At 73.5% G+C, this 23079-nt stretch carries 16 protein-coding genes and 1 pseudogene; 8 read left to right on the top strand and 9 right to left on the bottom strand.

Going from position 1 to position 23079, the window contains the following annotated elements; genetic code table 11:
- Positions 1-114 (top strand): annotated as a pseudogene (locus ACZ4VK_RS17955) (IS5/IS1182 family transposase); the annotation flags it as partial.
- A gap of 27 nt (positions 115-141) precedes the next feature.
- Positions 142-288: a hypothetical protein gene (locus tag ACZ4VK_RS17960; RefSeq protein ID WP_468353311.1), complete on the top strand. Its 147-nt coding sequence runs from the start codon at positions 142-144 to the stop codon at positions 286-288.
- Between the two features lie 24 nt (positions 289-312).
- Here ACZ4VK_RS17960 and ACZ4VK_RS17965 read toward each other — a convergent pair whose 3' ends face one another.
- Both ACZ4VK_RS17965 and ACZ4VK_RS17970 read right to left on the bottom strand, forming a co-directional pair.
- Positions 313-1500 carry a thiolase family protein gene (locus tag ACZ4VK_RS17965; RefSeq protein ID WP_468353313.1) on the bottom strand — a complete coding sequence of 396 codons (1188 nt, stop codon included), beginning with the start codon at positions 1498-1500 and terminating at the stop codon, positions 313-315.
- A 135-nt stretch (positions 1501-1635) separates the two neighbouring features.
- Positions 1636-1887: an EF-hand domain-containing protein gene (locus ACZ4VK_RS17970; protein WP_468353315.1), complete on the bottom strand. Its 252-nt coding sequence runs from the start codon at positions 1885-1887 to the stop codon at positions 1636-1638.
- 234 nt (positions 1888-2121) lie between these two features.
- Between ACZ4VK_RS17970 and recQ the strand changes: the two genes are divergently transcribed.
- On the top strand, positions 2122-4155 hold the full coding sequence (gene recQ / locus ACZ4VK_RS17975) for a DNA helicase RecQ (RefSeq protein WP_468353317.1): 2034 nt from the start codon (positions 2122-2124) through the stop codon (positions 4153-4155).
- A 37-nt stretch (positions 4156-4192) separates the two neighbouring features.
- Here recQ and ACZ4VK_RS17980 read toward each other — a convergent pair whose 3' ends face one another.
- Together ACZ4VK_RS17980 and fdhD are read right to left on the bottom strand one after the other, a co-directional pair.
- Positions 4193-5470, bottom strand: coding sequence for a YhgE/Pip domain-containing protein (locus ACZ4VK_RS17980; protein WP_468353319.1), 1278 nt, complete (start codon positions 5468-5470; stop codon positions 4193-4195).
- Between the two features lie 37 nt (positions 5471-5507).
- The gene (gene fdhD, locus ACZ4VK_RS17985; protein ID WP_468353320.1) at positions 5508-6368 is read right to left on the bottom strand and encodes a formate dehydrogenase accessory sulfurtransferase FdhD; all 861 of its coding nucleotides are present in this window, start codon (positions 6366-6368) and stop codon (positions 5508-5510) included.
- Between the two features lie 269 nt (positions 6369-6637).
- On the opposite strand from fdhD, the gene ACZ4VK_RS17990 reads away from it, so the two are divergent.
- Positions 6638-7624 (top strand): Dyp-type peroxidase, encoded by a 987-nt coding sequence (locus ACZ4VK_RS17990; protein ID WP_468353321.1) that lies wholly within the window; start codon positions 6638-6640, stop codon positions 7622-7624.
- A 5-nt stretch (positions 7625-7629) separates the two neighbouring features.
- A complete protein-coding gene (locus ACZ4VK_RS17995; protein WP_468353322.1) occupies positions 7630-8472 on the top strand; it encodes a family 1 encapsulin nanocompartment shell protein in 843 nt (280 codons plus the stop codon).
- A 1-nt stretch (position 8473) separates the two neighbouring features.
- Here ACZ4VK_RS17995 and ACZ4VK_RS18000 read toward each other — a convergent pair whose 3' ends face one another.
- On the bottom strand, positions 8474-8947 hold the full coding sequence (locus ACZ4VK_RS18000) for a GreA/GreB family elongation factor (protein WP_468353323.1): 474 nt from the start codon (positions 8945-8947) through the stop codon (positions 8474-8476).
- A gap of 301 nt (positions 8948-9248) precedes the next feature.
- Here ACZ4VK_RS18000 and ACZ4VK_RS18005 point away from each other — a divergent pair, with 301 nt between their 5' ends.
- Positions 9249-9914, top strand: coding sequence for a maltokinase N-terminal cap-like domain-containing protein (locus tag ACZ4VK_RS18005; RefSeq protein ID WP_468353324.1), 666 nt, complete (start codon positions 9249-9251; stop codon positions 9912-9914).
- 15 nt (positions 9915-9929) lie between these two features.
- On the opposite strand, the gene ACZ4VK_RS18010 is transcribed toward ACZ4VK_RS18005, so the two are convergent.
- The 3 genes from ACZ4VK_RS18010 to ACZ4VK_RS18020 form a co-directional block, all read right to left on the bottom strand.
- Positions 9930-11009: a trypsin-like serine peptidase gene (locus ACZ4VK_RS18010; protein ID WP_468353325.1), complete on the bottom strand. Its 1080-nt coding sequence runs from the start codon at positions 11007-11009 to the stop codon at positions 9930-9932.
- Positions 11010-11015: 6 nt separating this feature from the next.
- On the bottom strand, positions 11016-16358 hold the full coding sequence (locus ACZ4VK_RS18015) for a trypsin-like peptidase domain-containing protein (protein WP_468353326.1): 5343 nt from the start codon (positions 16356-16358) through the stop codon (positions 11016-11018).
- Between the two features lie 177 nt (positions 16359-16535).
- Positions 16536-17423, bottom strand: coding sequence for a DNA/RNA non-specific endonuclease (locus ACZ4VK_RS18020; RefSeq protein WP_468353327.1), 888 nt, complete (start codon positions 17421-17423; stop codon positions 16536-16538).
- A 103-nt stretch (positions 17424-17526) separates the two neighbouring features.
- Between ACZ4VK_RS18020 and ACZ4VK_RS18025 the strand changes: the two genes are divergently transcribed.
- Positions 17527-18330: a caspase family protein gene (locus ACZ4VK_RS18025; RefSeq protein WP_468353328.1), complete on the top strand. Its 804-nt coding sequence runs from the start codon at positions 17527-17529 to the stop codon at positions 18328-18330.
- Positions 18331-18485: 155 nt separating this feature from the next.
- On the top strand, positions 18486-19913 hold the full coding sequence (gene rox, locus ACZ4VK_RS18030) for a rifampin monooxygenase (RefSeq protein ID WP_468353329.1): 1428 nt from the start codon (positions 18486-18488) through the stop codon (positions 19911-19913).
- Positions 19914-20072: 159 nt separating this feature from the next.
- Here the strand turns inward: rox and ACZ4VK_RS18035 are convergent, their stop codons facing one another.
- On the bottom strand, positions 20073-22961 hold the full coding sequence (locus ACZ4VK_RS18035; protein WP_468353330.1) for an AAA family ATPase: 2889 nt from the start codon (positions 22959-22961) through the stop codon (positions 20073-20075).
- Positions 22962-23079: the final 118 nt, after the last annotated feature.

Raw genomic sequence — 23079 nt, forward strand, 5'->3', positions numbered from 1 at the left:
CGCTGCTTCAGCCGGCTCAAGCAGAACCGGGCCCTCGCCACCCGCTACGACAAACGAGCCCGGCACTACCAAGCCATGGTCACCCTCGCCTGCCTTCGCCTCTGGCTGCCATGACTTTCCGGACACCCCCTAGGGGGTGTCTTGCCGATCAGGCCGGGCTCGCGGCGTTGCCGCCCCTCGTGGGGCGGCCTACGGGACAGCGATCCGCCCTGGTACATGCGGGAACTGCCCGTACCCGAGGAGGGGACGCTGCCGTCGCTCGCGGAGGCGTGGTTCGCCACGGAGTGACGGCAGCGGGGGCGGGGCGGGTGGTCAGTCGCGGTCGACGAGGACGGCGGTGCCCTGGCCGACGCCGACGCACATGGTGGCGAGGCCGCGCCGGTCCCCGGTGCGGCGCATGCGGTGGAGCAGGGTGGTGAGGATGCGGGCGCCGGAGCCGCCCAGGGGGTGGCCGAGGGCGATCGCGCCGCCCTGCGGGTTGACCCGCTCGGGATCGATGCCGAGTTCGCGCACGCAGGCGAGGGCCTGGGCGGCGAAGGCCTCGTTGAACTCGGCGGTGTCGACGTCCGTGAGGGCCCGGCCGGTACGGGCGAGCACCCGGCGTACGGCGGGGACCGGGCCGATGCCCATGACGTCCGGGTGGACGCCGGCGCTGCCACCGGCCACGTACCGGCCGAGCGGCTCGAGGCCGAGCTCGTGCAGGACCTCCTCGCTGACCAGGAGCAGCGCGGCCGCGCCGTCGTTCATCGGCGAGGCGTTGCCCGCGGTCACGGTGCCGTCGGGCCGGAACACCGGCTTGAGGGCGGCCAGCTTCTCCGGCGTGGTGTCGGCCCGGATCGACTCGTCGTGGGCGACGACCGTGCCGTCGGGAAGGGTCACGGCGACGGTCTCGGCGTCGAAGAGGCCGTCCTTGCGGGCGGCGGCGGCGAGCCGGTGGCTGCGGAGGGCGAAGGCGTCCTGGTCCTCGCGGCTGACGCCGTACCGGGCGGCGACCTCCTCGGCCGTCTCTCCCATGGACAGCACCCCGTGGAGCTCCTCCATGCGCGGGTTGGTCAGCCGCCAGCCGAGCTTGGTGTCGAAGATCTCCTGATGGTGGGGGAGGGCCGTCTCGGCACGGGGCAGGACGAACGGGGCGCGGCTCATCGACTCGGAGCCGCCGGCGAGGACGACGTCGGCCTCGCCGGACGCGATGGCCCGGGCGGCGGTGGTGACGGCCTCGAGGCCCGAGGCGCAGAGCCGGTTGAGGGTCGCGCCGGGCACGGAGTCCGGAAGTCCCGCGAGCAGCACCGCCATCCTGGCGACGTTGCGGTTGTCCTCGCCGGACTGGTTCGCGGCGCCCCAGTAGACGTCGTCGACCCGGGCCGGATCGAGCGAGGGGACGGTGTCCAGGACGGCGCGGACGGCGGTGGCGGCGAGGTCGTCGGGCCGTACGCCGGAGAGAGCGCCGCGGAGGCGGCCGATCGGGGTGCGCCGGGCGGCGGCGAAGTACACGGGACGCATGGTCACGGCTCCAGATGGGGGTCGGTCATCACACGGGCGCGCGGGCGTGGGTGCACAGCCCGCCCTCCAAACTAGCAGTGCAAGTTTCCCCGTGGAACGCGGCCGCCGGGTGAGCCGCCCGGCGGTTCCCCGGCGTCACCAGCCGAAGCGGCGGTCGACCAGGGCGGCGAACTCCTCGAACGACAGGACGCGGTCGCCGTTCTGGTCGGCGGCGTCGAACAGCGCCGAGGCGTCGTCGGCGCTCCCCACGCCCCAGGAGGGGATCACTCCCTGCGCGGCGAGCGTCGGACCCTTGGCCCGCAGGGCGCTGATCACCTCGGTACGCGTCAGGGTGCCGTCGTGGTCGAGATCGAGCGCGTCGAAGAGAGTGCGGGCCTTGTCGCTCATGGTGTGTCCTGTTCCCTGTGGGCTTGGCCGTCGTGTCGGCCGGTGCGTCCCTGTGAGGAAGGACGCCGGGGACGCCCCGCGCGTTGCCTCCGGCTGCATGCCTCCGGAGGGCCGCGCAGGGAGCGTCCTTCCAGCACCCACCCGCTCGTACGGCGGGCCGGAGCGGCCGAGAGGTTTTCCACAGGTTCCATCGGACGCGGCCGGGGTGTCCGTGGGGGCCGATAGGGTGGGTGAATGGTCCTTTCCGACGACTCCGCCGTGATCTCCGAGGCCGCGGGCGTCCTCCACCGCGTCTTCGGCTACAGCTCCTTCCGAGGGGAGCAGCAGGAGATCATCGAGCAGGTCGTCGGGGGCGGCGACGCCCTCGTGCTGATGCCGACCGGCGGCGGCAAGTCGCTGTGCTATCAGATCCCCGCCCTCGTCAGAGAGGGTACGGGCGTCGTGATCTCGCCGCTCATCGCCCTCATGCAGGACCAGGTGGACGCGCTCAAGGCCCTCGGGGTGCGGGCCGGATTCCTCAATTCGACCCAGGATCCGTACGAGCGCCAGGCCGTCGAGCAGGCCTTCCTCGCCGACGAGCTCGACCTGCTCTATCTGGCCCCCGAGCGCCTCCGCACCGAGGGCACCCAGCGGCTCCTCGACCGCGGCACGGTGTCGCTCTTCGCGATCGACGAGGCGCACTGCGTCGCCCAGTGGGGTCACGACTTCCGGCCCGACTACCTCGCGCTGTCCATGCTGCACGAGCGCTGGCCCAAGGTGCCGCGCATCGCCCTCACCGCGACGGCCACCGAGGCCACGCACAAGGAGATCGCGGCCCGGCTCGGCCTCGAGGACGCCCGGCACTTCGTCGCCGGCTTCGACCGGCCGAACATCCAGTACCGCATCGTCCCGAAGAACAGCCCGCACAAGCAGCTGCTCGAACTGATCAGGACCGAGCACGAGGGCGACGCCGGAGTCGTCTACTGCCTCTCCCGGGCCTCGGTGGAGAAGACCGCGGCCCTGCTCGTGGAGCACGGCATCGACGCCGTGCCGTACCACGCCGGCATGGACGCCCGGACGCGCGCCGCGAACCAGGCCCGCTTCCTCCGGGAGGACGGGGTCGTCGTGGTGGCGACGATCGCCTTCGGCATGGGCATCGACAAGCCGGACGTGCGCTTCGTGGCCCACCTCGACCTGCCCAAGTCGGTCGAGGGCTACTACCAGGAGACCGGCCGGGCCGGCCGCGACGGCGAACCGGCCACGGCCTGGCTGGCGTACGGCCTCCAGGACGTCGTCCAGCAGCGCAAGCTCATCGACGGCTCCGAGGGCGACGAACAGCACCGGCGCGCCCTCGGCATGCACCTGGACGCCATGCTGGCGCTCTGCGAGACGGTCGACTGCCGACGGGTGCGCCTCCTCGCGTACTTCGGCCAGTCCGGCGAGCCGTGCGGCAACTGCGACACCTGTCTGACCCCGGCCGAGTCCTGGGACGGCACGGTCGCGGCGCAGAAGCTGCTGTCCACCGTGTGGCGCCTCGCGAAGGAGCGGCGCCAGAAGTTCGGCGCCGGCCAGATCATCGACATCCTGCAGGGCAAGAGGACCGCCAAGGTCATCCAGTTCGACCACGATGCCCTTTCGGTGTTCGGCGTCGGGGCGGACGTGAGCACCGCGGAGTGGCGCGGGGTCGTCCGTCAGCTCCTCGCGCTCGGCCTCCTCACGGTGGAGGGCGACTACGGGACGCTCGTGCTCACGGAGGAGAGCGGCGAGGTCCTCGGCGGGCGCCGTACCGTCACCATGCGGAAGGAGAAGACACCGGCCGCCCCGTCCCGCAAGGAGTCCGGGGCCCGCTCGGGCAAGGGCGCCCGGGTGCCGGTCGACCTGCCCGCGGCCGCCGTTCCGGTCTTCGAGGCCCTCCGCGCCTGGCGGGCCGCGACGGCCCGCGAGCAGGGCGTCCCGGCGTACGTCGTCTTCCACGACGCCACGCTGCGGGAGATCGCGACGCGGCTGCCGGGCACGGTCGAGGAGCTCGGCACCATCGGCGGTGTCGGCGAGGCCAAGCTCACCAAGTACGCCGAGGGTGTCCTCGGCGCCCTGGCGGAGTCGGGAGCCGGAGCCTCGCCCGATCCCGCCGCCTCGCACGATCCCGTGCCGGCCGCCGCGGCCTCCCCGGAGGTCGCCGGCCAGGGCTCGGTGCCTGCCGCTCGGGAGGCCGAGGCGCCGTACGACGAGGAGCCGCCCTACGACATGGACGGGATGGAGGAGCCGCCGCCCTGGGACGACTGGCGGTAGCCGGTCCGCCGGGCCCGCCGCCCCGCTTCCGTACCGCTCAGGCGGGCTGGGGGGTGAGGCGGCGCAGGCCTCTGCGGTCGTAGTAGTGGGTCATGGCGAAACCGAACGCCAGGGCGGCGGCCGTTCCCACCGCGATCATGATCCAGCCGCGGGCCAGGCCGGCGTCCGCGCGGGCATCGAAGTACAGGATGGACCGCACACCCGCGCTGAGCTGGTGCATCGGCTCGAAGACGCCCAGGAAGCGGTAGAAGCCGGGCGTGGCCTCCAGGGGGACGGTGGCTCCTGAGGACGGGAGGGCGAGCGCGATGAAGACGAACATCGACACGAGCTGGCCGATGCCGCCGAAGGCCGCGTTGATGGCCTGGACGCCCAGACCGACGGCGACCGTCGCGCAGAACGAGAAGATCCACAGCATCGGCAGGTGCGAGGCGTCCATCCCGAGGACGGAGACCGTGGCCACCATGACGAGCGTGGTGGTGAGGACCGAGATGCCCGCGGTCATGAGCATCTTCAGGACGAGCGTCTGGGTGCGGCTGATGGGCACCGTCGGGTGGCGGGAGTGCCAGGGGCCGATCTCGCTGTCCGCGTAGCCGAGCGCGGTGTCGACGCCGCTGTTGACCAGGTTGCCCCCGATGAAACCGCCGAGGACGAGCAGCAGCGTGTAGTAGAAGGCGGTCAGGCCCAGGCCGCTGTGCCGGCCGATCGGATGGCCGACCTGGGTGGTGACGGCCACCGGGTCGGTCAGGAGCAGCCGGGTCGTCGGTGTGGTGGCGGTGGCCGCGAGCTGCCTTCCGATGGTCAGGGAGGCCTGACGGGCCGCGTTCTGGTTGATCTGGGCGGTCAGCGACGAGCCCAGACTGCCGACGCCGGGGTTGGTCAGCACGGTGAGGGTCGGCCGGGCCGTCGCCCGGTTCGTGGAGAGGGCCGCGACGGACGCGGTGAAGTCCTCCGGGACGACCAGGGCGCCGAAGACCTCACCGGACGCCAGCGCGTCCTGCGCCCGCGCTCGATCGAGCCGCCGCCAGTCGACGGTCGTCCCGGACGAACCGGTGGCGACGATCGCGTCGGTGATCTGCTTCCCCAGGTTCTCGCGCTGACCGGGCAGCGGGTCGCCCCGGTCCTGGTCGACCAGTGCGACGGGGAGCCTGTGCAGGTTGTCCGTCGGATTGAGGATGCCGCCCATGTAGAGCAGGGAGAGGCCCACGGCGACCAGCGCGCTCAGGACGGTCGGTACGAGCCACAGCTTGGGCCGCCGGGCGAGGGCACCGGCACGGACCCGCGGGTCCGGGGTGTTCGGGGGGATCGCGGACGTCATGGACTCATCGTCGGCGCGAGCGCCGCCGTGGCGGGGATTACGGCCCGTACGGGGCGGGCGGGCGTGTCGACGCCTCGTCGTCCAGGCGTTCGTCGCCGGTGTAGACGTTCATGGAGGTGCCGCGGAGGAAGCCGACGAGGGTGAGCCCGGTGTCGGCCGCGAGGTCCACGGCCAGCGAGGAGGGGGCGGAGACGGCGGCGAGCAGCGGGATGCCGGCCATGACGGCCTTCTGGACGAGTTCGAAGGAGGCGCGGCCGCTGACCATGAGGACGGTGCCCCGCAGGGGGAGGAGGCCTTCCCGGAGGGCGTGGCCGATGACCTTGTCGACGGCGTTGTGGCGGCCGACGTCCTCGCGCAGACAGAGCAGTTCGCCGTCGGAGGTGAAGAGTCCGGCGGCGTGGAGACCACCGGTGGTGTCGAAGACCCGCTGGGCGGCCCGGAGCTTGTCGGGGAGGGCGGCCAGTATGTCGGTCCCGACGCGCAGGGGGTCTTCGGTGACCGTCCAGGCGGCGGTGGTGCGGACCGCGTCGAGGCTGGCCTTGCCGCAGAGGCCGCAGGAGGACGTGGTGTAGAAGTTGCGTTCCAGGGAGGCGTCGGGGGCGGCCACACCGGCGGCGAGGGCGACGTCGACGACGTTGTAGGTGTTGCCGCCGTCGGCCGTGGCGCCCGCGCAGTAGCGGATTCCCGTGACGTCCTGGGCGCTGTGGACGACCCCCTCGCTGACCAGGAACCCGGCGGCGAGGTCGAAGTCGTCGCCCGGGGTGCGCATGGTGACGGTCAGGGGCCGGCCGCCCACCCGGATCTCCATGGGTTCCTCGGCGGCCAGGGTGTCCGGGCGGTAGGAGGATTCCCCCTCCCGTACGCGCAGGACGCGCCGCCGTACGGTCACTCGCCCCATGGTCCGCTCCTCTCCTCGGAGCGCCGCCCCGACGGTGTGCCGTGGTCGTCACGGTTCTGATGTGGTCGTCACGGTTCTGATGTGGTCGTACCCCGAGACTCTGCCACGCGGGTGGAGGAGCGGAGCACCGGGGCGCCGGGGCGCGGGAGCGCGGGAACACCGGGGCGCCGGAGTGCCGGGCTGCGCATCCGATCACGCCCGCCTAGGCTGACGCTGCCCCTTACATCCCTCTTGTTGATACATGATGATGATTGTCCTACGGGAGTCCCATGGTCGTCGTCCAGCCCGTCGTCGCGACGCCCGAGCGGGCCGCCGTGTTCCTGGTGGCCACCGTCAACTCCGGCGGCGAGGCCGTCGTGGCGGCGGCGCTGCAGGATCTGACGGGCCTGTCCCGTTCGGTGTCCTTCCGGTATCCCGACGACCACCTGAGCTGCGTCGCCGGTATCGGCTCCGAGCTGTGGGACCGGCTCGTCGACGGGCCGCGCCCCCGTGAACTCCACCCCTTCGTCCCCCTGCGCGGCCCCCGCCACCGCGCCCCGGCCACCCCGGGCGACCTGCTGTTCCATCTGCGGGCCCGGCGCATGGACCTCTGCTTCGAACTGGCCCGGCTGATCGTGGAACGGCTCGCCGGTGCGGTGACCGTCGTCGACGAGGTGCACGGCTTCGCCTACTTCGACGAGCGCGACCTCCTCGGCTTCGTCGACGGCAGCGAGAGCCCCGGGGGCGCGGTGGGCGCGGAGGCGGTCCACATCGGGGACGAGGACCCCGAGTTCCGCGGGGGCAGCTACGTCATCGTGCAGAAGTACCTCCACGACATGGCGGCCTGGGACGCGCTCACCGTCGAACAGCAGGAGCGGGTCATCGGCCGCAGCAAGGCGGCCAACGTCGAGATGCCCGACGACGTCAAACCGGCCGACTCGCACGTCGCGCTCAACACCGTCGTCGACGAGAACGGCGTCACCCGCCAGATCGTCCGCGCCAACATGCCGTTCGGACGGGTCGGCGCCGGGGAGCTCGGCACCTACTTCATCGGCTACGCGCGCACGCCGGCCGTGACCGAGCTGATGCTCCGCAACATGTTCCTCGGGGATCCGCCGGGCAACACCGACCGCATCCTCGACTTCTCCCGGGCCGTCACCGGCGGCCTCTTCTTCGTGCCGAGCGCCGACTTCCTCGACGACCTGCCCGCCGCGCCGCCGTCCGCCGCCGCCCGCCCGGGAGAGTCCCTGGGCATCGGCGGCCTGAAAGGAGCCTGAGCCCCATGACGACCCCCGACGCCATGAGCGACCCGCACCACGGATCCGACACGGGCAACCTGCACCGCGAACTCGCCCCGATCACCCCGGCGGCCTGGGCCGAGATCGAGGAGGAGGCCCGCCGCACCTTCCGGCGCAACGTCGCGGGCCGCCGCGTCGTCGACGTCCCCGACCCGGCGGGTCCGGCACTCGCCGCCGTCGGCACGGGGCACCTCACCGCCATGAACCCGCCCGCGCCGGGCGTCACGGCGCGCCTGCGCGAGGTGAAGCCGCTCGTGGAGCTCAGGGTGCCGTTCACCGTGGACCGGGCGGCCGTCGACGACGTCGAGCGCGGCTCGAAGGACTCCGACTGGCAGCCCGTCAAGGACGCGGCACGCGCGATGGCGTTCGTCGAGGACCGGACGATCTTCGACGGGTACGGGGCGGCGGGCGTCGACGGACTGCGCGCCCGGTCCTCGAACCCGGTGGTACGGCTGCCCGCCGAGCCGCGCGACTATCCCGACGCCGTCAGCCGGGCGCTGACCGCGCTGCGCCTCGCCGGGGTCGACGGCCCGTACGCCCTGCTGCTCGGCGCGGAGGAGTACCGGGCGGTCAGCGAGACCTCCGACCACGGCTACCCGATCGCGGCGCACCTCGGGCGCATGATCGACGGCACCCCGATCTGGGCGCCGGCCCTCAGCGGCGGTTTCGTCCTGTCCACCCGTGGCGGTGACTTCGAACTCCTCCTCGGCCAGGACCTGGCGATCGGCTACACGGGGCACGACGCGGACAGTGTCCACCTGTACTTCCAGGAGACCCTGACCTTCCGGACGTACACCGACGAGGCGGTCGTCGTACTGGAGGCGTGAGCTAGGGGGCGTCCCCGACGGAGACCACGACCGCGGTCGCCGGGCCGTCGGGTGTCGTGTACGTGACCGTGTCGCCCGGACCGTGGCCGAGGAGCGCGCTGCCGAGCGGGCTGTCGGCGGTCACCATCGTCCGGTCGAGCACCGCGGCGACCTCGCCGATCTGGACGGTCGCCTCCGTGCCGTCCTCGAACCGCACCGTCACGGTGCTCCCCACGCCGACCCCGTCGGTACGGGGAGCCCCGGCGGCGTCCGCCTCGCGCAGGCGTCCGCGGATCTCGTCGATGCGGGCGTCCAGGCGGGTCAGCTGGGTGCCGCGCCGCAGTTCGTCGGCCTGGTCGGCCCGGTCGCCCGTCTCGTCCCCGCCGCCGTCCCGCAGGGTGACGGCGACGGCCTCGCGTTCCGTCCGCAGCTCGTCGAGCTCCCGCTCCAGGGCCTCGCGGCCGACGGCGCTGATGGGCTCGGGTCCACCGGTCATTCCTGCTCCCGTTGTGCGACGGCACGACTGCGTACCGGACGATATATGGCATTTCTGACGTTATCAGTCGTGTCGTCACCCTGCGGCCGTGTGCCGTCAGTTCGTGCTCGGTCTCGGTGCGGCCGCCGTGAGCGGGATGTCGAAGACGTGGTCCGGGGTCACGACGCGGGGCCCCTGCCGGCCGGGGGCAACACTCCTTCTTCAGGCTGGGCCGGGCAGGACCGGCTCGCACGGGTGGCCCTCAGGACCGGTCTGTTACGTTGCCGAGGTCTTGATCACGCCAGGAGAGGAAGCCCGCACGATGGCCGTCATCCACCACACCACTCTTCGGCCCACCAAGCTGGAACTGCTCACGGAGTGGCTCCCCACCCGGCCGTGGCACACCGGTGCCGAGGCGCGCCCCGGGAAGGCCGGGGGCTTCCGGCTCGACGACCCGGCGGGCGAGGTCGGCATCGAACTCATGGTGGTGACCGACGGCGAGGGCGACACGGCCGTCACCTACCTCGCGCCCATGACGTACCGCTCCGGGCCCCTGGCGGGCGCCGAGGACGCCCTGATCGGCACCATGGAGCACGGCGTCCTCGGCAAGCGCTGGGTCCACGACGCCGCCCACGACCCGGTGTTCGTCTCCCAGCTGTACGCGCTCCTCACCGGCCGGGCCCAGGCCCAGGCCCAGTCGGAGACGGACGCCGTCGACACCACCGTCGCCGTCTCACCCGCCCCGGCGGAGGCGGCCGACGTGGAGCTCGTACGGGTCACGGAAGGCGCGGACCACACCGACCTGGAGGTGCGGGTCCCCGGCGTGCCCGCACCGCTGACGCTGCGGATGCGGCGGGTCCTCCGCGTCGGTACGGGCACGGCACCCGACGGCGCCGCCGGCCGGGTCACCGCCGCGTGGCTGCTGCCCGACGGGACCACCGCCCGGGGCGAGTTCGCCACCCTCCTCACAGGCCCCGGGGAGGCGTGACCGTACGGGTGGACGTCAGACCCAGTGGACCTCCGCCGCGGCGAGCAGCGGATCGTCCACCAGCTCCCAGAGCGGGACGGCGAAGTTCCCCGTGCGGTAGCGGCCGCCGAAGTGGAGGCCGAGGACACGGTGGTCGGTCAGGTCGAAGACGGGGGAGCCGCTGTTGCCGCCGAGCGTCGAACAGTCGTGCTTCATCACCAGACCGCCCGGGGTGAACTCGGTCGCCACGCCCGGCTGCAGCCGCTTCACGTTGTACACGTCCATGAAGATCCGGCGCATCGACTCCGGCTCGTTGCGCCGGCCGTCCCAGGCCGGGTAGCCCACCACGTACACCGGGCGGCCGGGGAGGCTCGCCGGCGCGTCCGCGGCGACGGCGAGCGGGGTCGGCAGTCCGCCGTCGGCCGAGGGCTCGACCCGCAGCAGGGCCATGTCGACCTCCTCGTGGATGCCGATGATCTCCGTGACCTCGTACGGTGCGGTGGCCCCGGCCGGCTCGCCTTCGGCCGGCAGCTCCTCCGCCGGGTCGATCCGCGCCGACATGCCGTACTCGAAGGCCCACGGGGCCCCGTCGCCCTGGAGGCGGCTGAACTCCACCGCCACATGACGGTTCGTCATCACCGTGCGCGGGCCGACGAGAAAGCCCGTGCCGACCCAGTCGAGGCGCGGGTGCCCGGTGACCTCCACCCGTCCGACGCGCGCCAGCGACTCGCGGATGGACGGCCGCTGGCCGTCGAGGACCGCCCACTCGTCGCGCTGCGGGGCGAAGTCCTGGCGCTGGACCAGGATCGCCGGGCGGCCTTCCAGGAGGACGATCGCCTCCACCCCGAAGGCCTCGTCCCCGTCGAGCTCGTCCTCCCGGTGCGCGGCCAGCTTCTCCAGACCGCTGACCCCGGCCTCCAGGACCCGGGCCCGTTCCTCACGGGCGAAGCGGGAGATCTCGGCCGCCGGTGCCACATCGGCGGGGAGCTCGAACGTGGACTCGGCGATCTCCGCCTCCAGGGCCCCGCGCACCCGCGCGGCGACCTCCCGCAGATCGCCGAAGATCTGCTCCGTCGCGGTCGCGACCGGAGACACGCTCCGTGGTCCGTTCGGCATCGTCACTCACCTCGGCCTTCCGTTCGTCGCGTGCGCGGGCCCCGGCCTGCCCGACTGGGCCGCCATGACCTCCTCGTACAACTCCCGCCGAAACTCCCGGAGATGGGCCAGGATGCCGCTCATCTGGGTGCCGACGTTCACGAACCGTGTCCTGGCGCCCTGGAACTCGACCTCGTCCACCTTCCGGGTCCCGCGGTGCAGCCCCACCACCGTCCAGTCGTCGAGGCAGACCGGCGAGCCCGAGGAGCCGCCGCGGGTGTCGGTGAAGTAGAGGATGTCGTGCTCGTCCGCCCGGTAGACCAGGTTGTTGCGCAGCGCCACCCGCTTCGGCAGACCGCCGGGGTGCTGGATGATGTTGACCGGGACGCGCTGCCGTTCCCGGACGAGCAGCGGCCGGGTGGCGATCCTGAGTGTCGGGCGACGCTCCTGGTCGGGGGTGAGCCGCACGATGGCGTAGTCGAGCGCCGCGTCCCAGGCGGCGAGCTCACCGGCCGTCGCCTCCGGCGCCGCCGCCGTGTTCTCGACGAAGTCGAAGCGGGAGCGGGACATGAGCGCCTGGAGCCGCAGGTCCTCGTCGCTGACGTACGGACGGACACCCGGGTCGTGCGAACGGGCCATCACCACATGGTGGTTGGTGATCAGCAGGTCGGGTGCGATCATCCAGCCCGTCCCGCCGTGCGGATAGGACGGGAGGAGCGGGGCGCCCGACTCGTACGGGGGGATCCTCAGCAGGGCGACGGAGGCGCCCGCCCGGATGCCGCCGTGCAGGAACTCGTACGGCACGGTGTCGTCCTGGAGGATGATCTCCTCCTTCATCTCCCCGGGCATCATCTCCGGCGGAAGCTCCGCCTCGCCGGTGATCGCGCGGGCCACGGCGTCGAGCGCTCCCTGGAGGACGGCGCGCGGGCCCGGCTCGTGGGTCTTCTCGATCGCGTTGTGCAGCCAGATCTCCAGCGGCACCAGGCCGTCGATGAGCCGCTCCACCTGGTTCATCGCGTTCAGGTCGGCGTGCAGCTGTTCCCGGGGGTCGTCCAGGGGTTCGAGCGTGGCCGCGAAGTAGCCGGGGACCCCCTTGAGCAGGGCGGGACGCAGCGCCCGGTCGGCGAGGCCCGCCTCCATGGCGGCGTTGCGGACGCGGACGAGTTCCGGCTGCGGCAGGAACGGCTCCTCGCGGAGCGCGGCTCCGGCGGCGTTCGGCGGAGGACGCGTCCACAGCCCCGTACCACCGCGGCGGGGGCGCGAGCCCGCCCAGAGGCCCGGCTCGTCCCCGGTCGCCGGGCCGTGCGAGGGCGTCCCCCGCGCGCTGCCGCGCGGCAGCGGACCCGCGTCCATCGCCGAGGCGACGCCAAGCAGCAGGTCACCGCTGCCGTCCCGGAGCGTCAGCGCCTGCCGGGCGACGCTGTCCAGGGTGCCGCGCCGCCGCGCCTCCCGCAGGTCCCGCTCGATCCGGTCACGGTCCGGCCGGGCCGCCCCGTACGTCTCGTCGGCGGCCGGCGGGTACGCCTCCCCGGCCGCCGACGCCAGGATGCGGGTCAGCGGCTCGCGCAGACGCGGCTCGTCGGTGAGCGTGCTGTCGATCCAGCGGGCGAGCTCCGTCACCACCGTCTCCTCGTCCGCCGGAAGCCCGACCAACCGCAGGGTGTGCTCAAGGAGTTGAGGGTCCGACGGGCAGGCAGCGGCCGCCGCCGTACGGGCCAGGGACGGCTGCCTCGCCAGGTCGGCGTCGGGCATCCCGCGCAGCGTCCTGGCGAGCCGCTCCCGCGCCGGAGCGGCGTCGACGTCCGCGAGCGCCGCGAGCCGGGAGCGGGCGACGAGCACGCCCAGGGACTCGTACCGCAGCCCGAGACCCGCCGCGATCTCCTCCGCCTCCTGGAGGTCCCGGTCCGCGGCCGGGAAGTCGCCCGTGTCCTGCGCGAGCCGCGCGGACAGCTGGAGCAGTTCGAGCTGGGTCTCCGCACAGCCCGCCTCCGCCGCCCCGTCCACGGCACGCTCCGCGCTCGCGCGCGCCTCCGCCGTCCGCCCGGACCGGGCGAGGGTCTCGGCGAGCAGCGCGTGCAGCCTGCTGCACGGCGTCCACGGGCGCCGCTCCCCGAGGCGCTGCGCGGCGGCGTCCACGTATCCCTGGGTGAGCAGGTCCTCGACCTCACGGGCGGCGATCCGCTCCCAGTCCTCCTGGTCCGCCTCGGTCATGATCTGGTCGGGGACGTGGCCGCCGATCCTGCCGAGGAGGAACGCCGCCGAGCGGTGCGCCATCTCCAGGTGCGTCGACCCGCCGAGGTAGGAGGCGACGCCCGGCTCCCAGCGGCCCTCCACCGTACGGGGGTTCTCGCCGAGCCGGAGCCGGTGGTAGATCTCCTCGGCACGGTTCCCGGCGCCCTCGCGGACCGCGTAGTACGCGACGGCGCCGCGGTCCACGGCCCGCATCAGATCGGTCCGCGCGCTGTCCGAGAGGCGCAGCATGATGGCCCGCAGATCGGCCCGGTGCCGGATGGCGTCCGGCCCGGCCGACTCCATCAGGTCGACCCGGGAGGTCAGCAGCCCGTAGAGGCGGCGGGCCTCCGCCGCCGTCTCCACGCGGAGTCCCGCCGGTCCCGCGAGCACCTCCTTGACCAGGTCGGGGGTGATGAAGCGGAGCGCGAGGCCGGCCTGGACGAGCGCCCGGACGTCGTCGTCCGCGATGTGCTTGAGGATGCGGTCGTACAGCGTGCCCTGGATGAGCATCTGGTCCACCTGGCGGTCGAAGTACCGCCGCCGGGAGGGGAGTCCGCGCAGCAGCCCGCCGAGCGAGGCGGATTCCGCGCCCATGGTGACGGCTGTCCGCGCCGCCAGCTTGAGGCTCAGCGGATGGCCGCCGATCCGGTCCGCGAGGTCCTCCGCGAGCGTCTCGTCGAGCACCCCGGACGACATCAGGAGGTCCACGGACGCCGGGTGGTCGAGCTCGGTCAGCTCCATGGTGCGCGGGGTGAGGAGCCGGGCCGGATGGTCGACGAGCGCCCGCCCGGAGATGATGAACCGCAGGCGCGAGTAGGCGGCCCGCAGCGCGGTCCAGATGGCCCACATCCGGGTGATGACGGGGGAGCCCCGGTACTGGGCCTCCTCGAACGAGTCGATGACGATGAGGAACGGCGGTGCCGTGCCGCCCGGCGCGGGCCGGACCGCGTCGGAGACCAGGGACGCGAGCCGGTGGGAGAGTTCCTGCTCGCGGGCGCTGGCACGGGCGTGGAAGTCGGACGAGTAGTCGCGGGCGAGGGTGGCCCGGGTGCCCGCCAGCTGCTGGAGCTCGTCGAGTTCGTTGCGTTCGCCGCGCTGGGCCGCCGCCGTCCGCTCGCACTCGTCGGCGAGGGCCTCGAAGGAGGTCCGGAGACCGGGGTGCCGGACGGCGAGCTGCCGGGCCGTCTCCGCGATCACGGTGGCGGGTTCGTGGACGGAGAGCGTGGGACGGGCGAAGTCGATGTAGGCGAAGGGGAATCCGTCGGGGGCCGCGGCCAGGGCGTCGACGAGGAACTTGGCGAGCAGGGTGCTCTTGCCGATCCCGCCGACGCCGTGGAGGATCACCGGCGGCTCCGCCGGCTCCTCGGGCAGGGCGAGGTAGGCGTGCAGCGCGTCGAGTTCGGCGGTCCGGCCGTGGAAGGTTCCCCGGATCAGCCGGCGCATCGGCTGGAGCAGCCGGGCCTCCTCCAGGCGGTGCTGGACCTCGTCGACCGAGGGCAGCCCGGTCACGCCCGGTACGCGGCTCAGCCAGAGCACGGCCTGAAGCGTGTCGGACAGCTCCTCGACGTCGTCGTCGTCTTCCGCCGGGGGCGGGGACGGCGTGGGACGGCTGTGGGGAAGGCCGGTGCCGGAGAGCAGGGCAAGGGCGGTGCGCTCGGGGCCCGGGCCCTCGGGGCGCAGCCCGATGTTGGCCCGCAGGGCGCTCAGCGCGGCAGCGGGGCCCGCGAGCCCCGCGAGCGTCGCGTCACGGACCTCCGGCTTGAGCGTCCAGACCGCGGCGCCGGGCGACGGCAGGGCGACGCAGTCGTCGACGAGCTCCAGGACGGCCCGGCCGGTGGAGTGCTCCTCGCCGGGCAGGCGGAGCAGTGCCGGGTCGAACTCCAGGAGCAGGCAAGCGGCCTCGCGGTACGAGCGGCGCGGGTCGGGCAGCGCGACGGCCGGGGCGGAGAGGCTCGTGCGCAGGGCGTCACGCAGCAGACGGGCGGCCTCGCCCGGCGGCGCCGACGTCGGCGGCAGGGCCCGGTGGAGCCGTACGACGTCCTCCACGGCCGTGCAGAGCCGCCGCATGTAACTGTCCTCGCCCGCAGGCGAACTGACGACCCGCAGCACTTCCTCCACCGCCGTCTCCGTCAGCTCGCGGACGGTCTCCTCCTGGCCGAGGTCGGCCGTCTCGCCGAAGAACTCCCGGAAGAAATGGCGGAGATCACCCTCGTCGGCGAGACGTGTGGTGTCCCGGCACTCGTTCTTGCGTATCTCGTACGGGAGCTGACGCATCGTCGGCTCGTAGCCGAGGAGGACGAGACGGGGCACGGACTCCGTCCGTACCGGCGTGTGCTCGTAGATCGCCCGCGCCAGGACACCGATGACGTCCCACACGTCCGACTGCGGGTCGAGCCGGTCGCAGTCGTCCAGGACCAGCCAGAAGCGGTCCTCGGCGGCGGTCGCGCGGGCGATGATCCGGTGGGCGGCGTCCTCGAAGGAAGGCAGTGGATCGTTCAACCGTGTGGGATTCAACGGAAACCCGTCTGCCTCCGGACCCGCGACGAAGGCCGCGAGCCGCTCCATCAGCCGCGCCGCCGTCGACGTACGGGACAGGGTCACCCGTACCGGACGGAAGCCGCGGTGCTGGCCGAGGTGACGGATCAGCTCGTACGTGTAGGAGCGGCCGCTGTCCGGGGGACCGTCGACGATCAGCACCGTCCGCTCCGGGTCGGCGAGGAAGCTCCGGAGCTTCTCGCGCAGCTCGGAGCGGTCGAGGAACACCGCCGTACCGTGCTTCAGGAGCAGACTGTCGAGCGGATCACGCGGTGAGCGCAGCAGCCGCTCGTCGTCCCGCAGCCGAGTGAGCAGGTTCCGGGCCTCCGCACCCTGTTCGAAGGCGTGCGGCTCGTCGATGGCGGACAGCGCGTCGAGACCGGCCAGGACGGAGAGCAGACGACGCTGGTGGGCGACGTCCCGGCGGGCGGCCGCGACCACGATCGACGCGTTCCGTTCGCGATCCGGGGTGAGGGGCAGATCCTCGACGAAGTCGGCGGGGAGGCCTGCGGCGAGGAGGCGTTCGCACGGTTCGGGGGAGTCGAGGAGATGGTCCCGCACCCAGCCGGCGACCAGCCCCCATTCGGTCTCGGTGAGCGGCATACCGCACCTGCCCGGCGCTCTTCGCGCAGCGCCGGTCGCTCCGGCGCCGGGACGTGACATGACGGATCGGACGGGACGACCGATCCCTCCCATCGTTCCACCGGCCAGGAAGGGCCGCAATCGCGGCCGTGGAGCGGTGCGGGGGGCCGGCGGGGCAGGGATGCGGCGGCTCGGCCGTCAGGGGTGCAGGACCATGTCCTCGTACGACTCGAGGCGCCGCCAGCGCTCCTCCGGCGCCCGCGTCGCCGGCATCACGTCCACGTCCGGCAGCGGCCCGAACTCCAGCTCGGTGATCTCCGCGACGTCCGAGACGGGCACCTGGTACGTACGGAACGGGCCCAGCGGCGGCGGCGCGCCGGGCGTCGCACCGAGGAGCGCCCGATCCGCGTCCCGGCTGAGGTCGGGGCTCTGGTCGAGGACGTACGCGGCGGCGGCGAGCACCCCGTCCTGGAGGAACGCGGCCACCTTCCAGAAGCGCATCGGCACCTGGATCCCCCGGTACGGCGGATCGGAGTCGTGCAGCACCGGGCCCGTGAGGACCGCGAGGCGCCGGTCGAACACGGCGGCATGGTCGAGGAGGTGGTTCTCCACGCCCTGCCAGAGCTGCTTGCCCTGGTTGAAGAGGTCCGCCTGCGGTGCGGCGTTGGTGAAGTGGAACGTGTCCCGGTTCGCGCGGACCGCCACGGCCGTCGGCCCCCAGACCGGGTCGAGCCGGCGCACCAGATGCCCGCGGTCGAGGCTGTTGTTCCGGTAGATCTCGTCGCCCGCCTGCAGCTCCTCGGGCAGCCGGGGGTCGAACTCCCAGACGTCGTCCCGCGGTACGTCCTCCACGAGCTCCCGGCCCTCGACGCAGACCGCCGTCGCGGCCGCGAGTCGGCGGTCGGGCCGGAAGACCACGGTGAAGTGGGTGTACGGCAGGATGACCGTCCGGACCGCCTCCCGCGCCGGGAGCGGCAGCGGGACGACCGGGCCGAGGAAGCCCTCGTCGTAGCCGGCACGGTCGGCGAGCAGGTCACGGCGGGCGCCGCCCGCGCCCGGAGGGGGCGGGAGATCCGAAGGGTTCATACGATGTAAGTACCGCGTGGAGAGGGTCGCGCTCGGCGCCGGACCACAGGCCACTCGATCAGACGCCCCCACGTCCCCTCCGCTTCCCGTCAGGAGGCATCCCATGGCCACCGGACTCGCCCTCCACGTCGGACTCAACCGGGTCGACCCCGCCCGCTACGACGGCTGGGACGGCACCCTGGTCGCCTGCGAGAACGACGCCCACGACATGGCACGGCTCGCCCGCGCCGCCGGGTTCGAGAGCACCGTCCTGCTCACCCCCGACGGCACCGTCGCCCAGGTCACCGCCGTGCTCGCCGAGGCCGCCGCACGACTCGGCCCCGGCGACATCCTGCTCTTCACCTACTCGGGGCACGGCGGCCGGCTGCCCGCCACCGGCTCCGACGACGAGCCGGACGCGCTCGACGAGACCCTGGTGCTCTACGACCGCCAGTTCCTCGACGACGAGGTCCAGCGGGCCTTCCGCGCCTTCGCCGACGGCGTACGGCTCGTCGCCCTCTTCGACTGCTGCCACAGCGGCAGCAGCATCGAGGTCCCCGGCGAGGCGGCCGTCGTCAGGGCCCGCTACCTGCCCGAGCCCCGGCAGCTGCAGCTGTACGACCGTGACCGGGACTTCTACGAGGAGCTCAGGCGGTCACTGGCGAAGGACGCGCCGGCCGACGGCGCGGCCCCCGACGCGCTCCTCGTGTCGGCCTGCCAGGACGACCAGGTGGCCCTGGACGGCGACGTCAACGGAGCGTTCACCGAGGCGCTGCTCCGGGTGTGGGACGACGGCGTCTTCCGGGGCGGCTACCGCGACTTCCACCGGGCGATCCAGCGCCGGCTGCCCCCGACCCAGAGGCCGAACCTCCATCTGACGGGAACGCCGGACGCGGACTTCCTGAACCAGCGCCCGTTCACGATCTGAGGAGATCCGGGAAACAAGAAAGGCAAGGAGAGTCGACCGCTCCTTGCCACTCTCAAGGTATAGCGCACACGGGGCCTTGCGGCAAGACCCCCGTCCTGCTGCAGAATCTCCGCTCGTGGCCAGTGACTCTGGCAGTTCTTCGAACGGGGCAGTGAATGTGTGACGTGATCGTGGTCGGCGGCGGACCGACCGGCCTGATGCTCGCAGCCGAGTTGCGGCTGCACGACGTGCGTGTGGTCGTCCTTGAGAAGAGGGACGAGCCGACCGACGAGTCCCGTGGGCAGGGCCTCCACGCGCGCAGCGTGGAGATGATGGACCAGCGCGGGATGCTCGACCGGTTCCTCGCGGCCAGTGAGAAGTTCCAGGTGGGCGGCCTCTTCGGCGGCATCATGAAGCCGTGGCCCGAGCGCCTGGACACCGCTCACCCGTACGGCGTCGCCACGCCGCAGCCGGTGACCGAGCGGCTGCTCAACGAGCGTGCCCTCGAACTCGGCACCGAGATCCGGCGCGGCCGCGAGGTGGTCGGGCTGAGCCAGGACGAGGACGGGGTGACCGTCGAGCTCGCGGACGGGACCCGGCTCCGCTCGCGCTACCTCGTCGGGTGCGACGGCGGCCGCAGCGCGGTGCGCAAGCTGATCGGCGTCGACTTCCCCGGCGAGCCCGCCACGGTGGAGACGCTGCTCGGCGACATGGAGGTGACCGAGGACCCGGCGACGATCGCCGCCGTCGTCGAGGAGGTCCGTAAGACCCAGCTGCGGTTCGGCGTGACCCCCGGGGAGAACGGGGTGTTCCGGATCGTCGTCCCCGCCGACGGGGTGGCGGAGGACCGTGCGACCGCGCCGACCCTCGACGAGTTCAGGAAGCAGCTGCGGGCCTTCGCCGGCACCGACTTCGGCGTGCACTCACCGCGCTGGCTCTCCCGGTTCGGCGACGCCACCCGGCAGGCCGAGCGCTACCGGGTCGACCGGGTGTTCCTGGCAGGCGACGCCGCGCACATCCACCCGCCCACCGGCGGCCAGGGCCTCAACCTCGGTATCCAGGACGCCTTCAACCTCGGCTGGAAGCTGGCGGCGGAGGTGAACGGCTGGGCGCCGGAGCACCTGCTCGACACCTACCACACCGAGCGGCACCCGGCGGGCGCCCGCGTCGTGGACAACACCCGGGCGCAGATGACGCTGCTCGGAACCGACCCGGGCGCGACGGCCCTGCGCGCGCTGTTCTCGAAGCTGATGGACTTCGAGGAGGTCAACCGGTACATGACGGGCATGATCACCGCGGTCGACGTCCGCTACGACCTGGGCGAGGGCCACGAACTGCTCGGCCTGCGCATGCGGGACGTCGGACTGAAGCGGGGACGTCTCTACGAGCTGATGCGCGGCGGCCGGGGACTGCTGCTCGACCAGACCGGCCGGCTCTCGGCGGAGGGCTGGGCGGACCGGGTCGACCACGTCGTCGACGTCAGCGAGGAACTGGACGTGCCCGCGGTGCTGCTGCGGCCGGACGGTCACGTCGTGTGGGTCGGCGAGGACCAGCGGGAGCTGTCCGCCCGCCTGACCGAGTGGTTCGGCGCGGCCGCGGTCTGAGCGCGGGCGCGGAGGCTCGTACGGCGGCGGTACGAGCCTTCCGCGCGAGCCGCCGCACGAGTCGCACGTACGAGCCTTCCGCGCAAGCCTCCCGTACGGGCGGGGAAGCGGGCGGAGTGGATTCGGCACCGCCCGAACTCCCGCCCTTACCACCGCCGTTCACGGCCTGAGCGCGGTTGCCAGTTGCGCCCGTGAGCGGACGTCGAGTTTCTGGTAGATGCGGGTCAGCCTCGCCTCGACCGTCTTCACGCTCAGGTACAGCTTCGCCGCCGCCTCCTGGTTGCTGGCGCCCTGGCCCACCAGACGGGCGAGGCGCAGTTCCGCCTCCGTCAGCGTGGAGAGCGCGGCCGGAGCCTCCTCGCCCCCGGAGCCGCCCCCGGCGTTCTCGCCCGCCGCGCCCGCGGGGGCCTCGCTCGCCAGGGCCAGCCAGGGAGCCGCCCCGGCCCGCTCGAACACCGAGGCCGCCGCGTGCAGCGCGCCCTGCGCCGCCGAACGGCGCCGTCTGCGGCGCTCCACCCGGGCGAGCGCGATCAGCGCCCGGCCCCGCTCCAGGGGAAGCCCGGCCCGCCCGAAGGCCTCGGCCGTGCGGGTGAGCAGCTCCGCGGCCTCGTCCGTCCGTCCCTCCGCCGCGAGCCACAGGGCGTACGCCCGGTCGCAGCCCAGCAGGACCGTGGACCGTCCGAGCCGGGACGCCACCGGCCGTACCTCGTCGAGGAGCGCCAGGCCCTCGTCGCCCGCGTCGTGGGCGATCAGCGCCTCGGCCAGCTCCTCGTGCCAGCGCAGCATCGACGGGTCCACGGTCGACTGGGCGCGTTCGTCGGCCTGGACCCGCCGCAGCGTCTCCAGGGCGGCGGCGACATCGCCGTTGATGAGCTGGACCCGGCCGAGCGCGTACCGGCTGCGGGAGAGGAAGACGCGGTCGCCCTCCTCCTCGGAGGCCTGGACGCTGCGCCGGGCGTAGCTCGCCGCCCGCGCGAAACTGCCGCCCGCCGTCTCCGCGAGCGCGAGCGCGTACCAGGCGGGGCCGGGGGAGAGGCCTGCCTCCAGGGTGAGCGCGAGGGACTGCCCAGCGTGTGCGAGGGCCGCGGAGCAGGGGCCGATCCGCGCCTCGATCTGGGCGAGCGTGCCGTACAGCTCGATGGCGTCCTCGACCGAGCCGCGCCGCTGGACGAGCGGCAGCAGGGCGTTCAGTTCGTCGCGGGCGTCCGTGAGCCGGTCGTCGAAGAGGGCGTGACGGATCGTCAGGATCTGGGCGGCGTTGCGGATCCCGAGCGGGCGCTCGGCCAGCTCCAGGGCGCGGGCCTGCGCGAGCACAGCCTCGGCGTCCGGCGAGCCGAGGGCCCGCTCCATCCGTGCCTGCACGGTCAGGGCCTGCGCCGCCGTGCGCGGATCGCCCATGGAGGCGGCGAGCGCGGCCGATTCGACGGCCGCGGTACGGGAGCGCTGCGGGTCGCCGTCCGCGAGGACGTACTTGACGGCGAGGCGCAGCTGGACGGCGGCTCGCAGGGCGGTGTCGCCCTCCGAGTCCTCCATGGCGTGGACGTACATCTCGTCGAGCCCGGTCAGCCCCTGGCCGGCCGTGTCGAGTACGGCGAGCCGCGCCCTGACCCGGTCGGAGGGCTTGGCGTCCCGGGCGAGCAGATCGGTGGCGGCCCGCATCGCGAGGTCGGCGCGGGCCGCGCGGGCGGCCTCCTCGGCGGCGTCGACGAGCCGGGCGATCCGCCGGGTGCCGTGCCGTCCGGGCGTCGACTCGGCGGCGAGCAGGGCGAGTTCGGCGGCGAGGGCGCTGTTGCCGCGCCGCCGGGCCAGATCGGCGGCGGCCGCGACCTCGGCGGCGAGGTCCTCGTCCGGGCTGTCGGTGGCGAGGGCCCGGTGGCGTACCGCCTCGACGGGGTCGTCCACGACCTCCGCGAGCGCCGCGTGCCCCGCGCTGCGTTCGGCCCAACACGCGTCGTGCACCAGGGTGGAGGGGAGCAGCCCGGCGGTGAACGTCACCGAGCCGTCCTCGGAGAGCGACACGAGCCCCGCCCGTTCGGCCGCGGCGAGGTCCGCCTCGGCGTTGGGGCGCCCGGCCCGCCGTACCAGCGTCGACGAGGGGCGCAGCGCGAGGGCGGCGAGCAGCAGCGTCTCGCGTACGGCGAGGGGCGCGGCGCCCAGGAGCTGGCGGGCGAGGTCGCGGGCCCGCCCGGAGAGCGTCAGCGCCTCCGCGTGGTGCACGGGCGTCCGCGCGTCCGCGAGCGAGCGGCCCACGGCGAGGGCGAGCCGGGGATTGCCGCCGCTGGCGCGGTGGATGCGGCCGGCCATCCGGGAGGGGAGCCGGTGGTGGATGAGGAGTTCGGCGATCTCGTCGGCGTGCAGCGGGGGCACGAGCAGCACGTCCGCCTCGGACGGCACCCAGAGGTGGGCGGCGTGCGGGTCGTCGGGGCGGTGGGCCTCCTTGGACTCGCCGTACGGCTCCGGGGTCTCGACGGCAACCACCCGCAGCGCGGGCGGCGCCAGGTGGAGGGCGAAGCGCAGCAGGTCCGCGCTGTCCGCGTCGATGTGCTGCACCCCGTCGACGACGAGGAGGACGGGGCCCCGGCAGGTCAGCGTGCGCAGGATCTGGGCGATGCCGAGCCGGAGCGCGATCGGGTCCCAGCCGCCCGCGTCGAGCGGTGCCTCGCGGCAGAGCATCGCGATGGCGGTGCGCTGGGGTCCGGGCAGTTCGTCGAAGACGCCGCAGGCCTCGGGCCGGGGGGTGTCGAGATCCGGCCAGGCCACGGTGGCCGCGACGGAGGCCACGAGTGCGGCGGCGGAGGCCCCGGGTATCTCACGGTCGGACGGCAGGGTCGCCAGCCACAGCACGGTCTCGCCGCGCGCCTCGGCGCGGGTCGCCTCGGCGAGGGCGAGCTCGGTCTTGCCGACTCCGGCGGGTCCGGTGAGCAGGGCGCGGCCCCGGGTGTGCAGGACGCGTTCGAGCCGGCCGAGGAGTTCCTCACGGCCCACCGGCGCCGGGTTGCTGCCCCCCACGCCCGCAGGACGCAGAGCGAGGTACGGAGCTGTCGTCACTGTCCATCACCTCCGCCGCTCGGGCCCCCGGCCCAAGAGCCCCGTGCGCAGAGAATACGGAGCCAGGGGGCGGAGTCCAGGCCCCTTGTCCGGCATACGGACAGGGCACCCCGCCGGA

It is taken from the genome of Streptomyces sp. NPDC028711, assembly GCF_055565415.1.

Excerpts from the sequence above, each read along its gene's own strand:
- ACZ4VK_RS17965 (WP_468353313.1), bottom strand. The coding sequence starts at position 1,500 with ATGCGTCCCGTGTACTTCGCCGCCGCCCGGCGCACCCCGATCGGCCGC.
- ACZ4VK_RS17970 (WP_468353315.1), bottom strand. The coding sequence starts at position 1,887 with ATGAGCGACAAGGCCCGCACTCTCTTCGACGCGCTCGATCTCGACCAC.
- recQ (WP_468353317.1), top strand. The coding sequence starts at position 2,122 with ATGGTCCTTTCCGACGACTCCGCCGTGATCTCCGAGGCCGCGGGCGTC.
- ACZ4VK_RS17980 (WP_468353319.1), bottom strand. The coding sequence starts at position 5,470 with ATGACGTCCGCGATCCCCCCGAACACCCCGGACCCGCGGGTCCGTGCC.
- fdhD (WP_468353320.1), bottom strand. The coding sequence starts at position 6,368 with ATGGGGCGAGTGACCGTACGGCGGCGCGTCCTGCGCGTACGGGAGGGG.
- ACZ4VK_RS17990 (WP_468353321.1), top strand. The coding sequence starts at position 6,638 with ATGGTCGTCGTCCAGCCCGTCGTCGCGACGCCCGAGCGGGCCGCCGTG.
- ACZ4VK_RS17995 (WP_468353322.1), top strand. The coding sequence starts at position 7,630 with ATGACGACCCCCGACGCCATGAGCGACCCGCACCACGGATCCGACACG.
- ACZ4VK_RS18000 (WP_468353323.1), bottom strand. The coding sequence starts at position 8,947 with ATGACCGGTGGACCCGAGCCCATCAGCGCCGTCGGCCGCGAGGCCCTG.
- ACZ4VK_RS18005 (WP_468353324.1), top strand. The coding sequence starts at position 9,249 with ATGGCCGTCATCCACCACACCACTCTTCGGCCCACCAAGCTGGAACTG.
- ACZ4VK_RS18010 (WP_468353325.1), bottom strand. The coding sequence starts at position 11,009 with ATGCCGAACGGACCACGGAGCGTGTCTCCGGTCGCGACCGCGACGGAG.
- ACZ4VK_RS18015 (WP_468353326.1), bottom strand. The coding sequence starts at position 16,358 with ATGCCGCTCACCGAGACCGAATGGGGGCTGGTCGCCGGCTGGGTGCGG.
- ACZ4VK_RS18020 (WP_468353327.1), bottom strand. The coding sequence starts at position 17,423 with ATGAACCCTTCGGATCTCCCGCCCCCTCCGGGCGCGGGCGGCGCCCGC.
- ACZ4VK_RS18025 (WP_468353328.1), top strand. The coding sequence starts at position 17,527 with ATGGCCACCGGACTCGCCCTCCACGTCGGACTCAACCGGGTCGACCCC.
- rox (WP_468353329.1), top strand. The coding sequence starts at position 18,486 with ATGTGTGACGTGATCGTGGTCGGCGGCGGACCGACCGGCCTGATGCTC.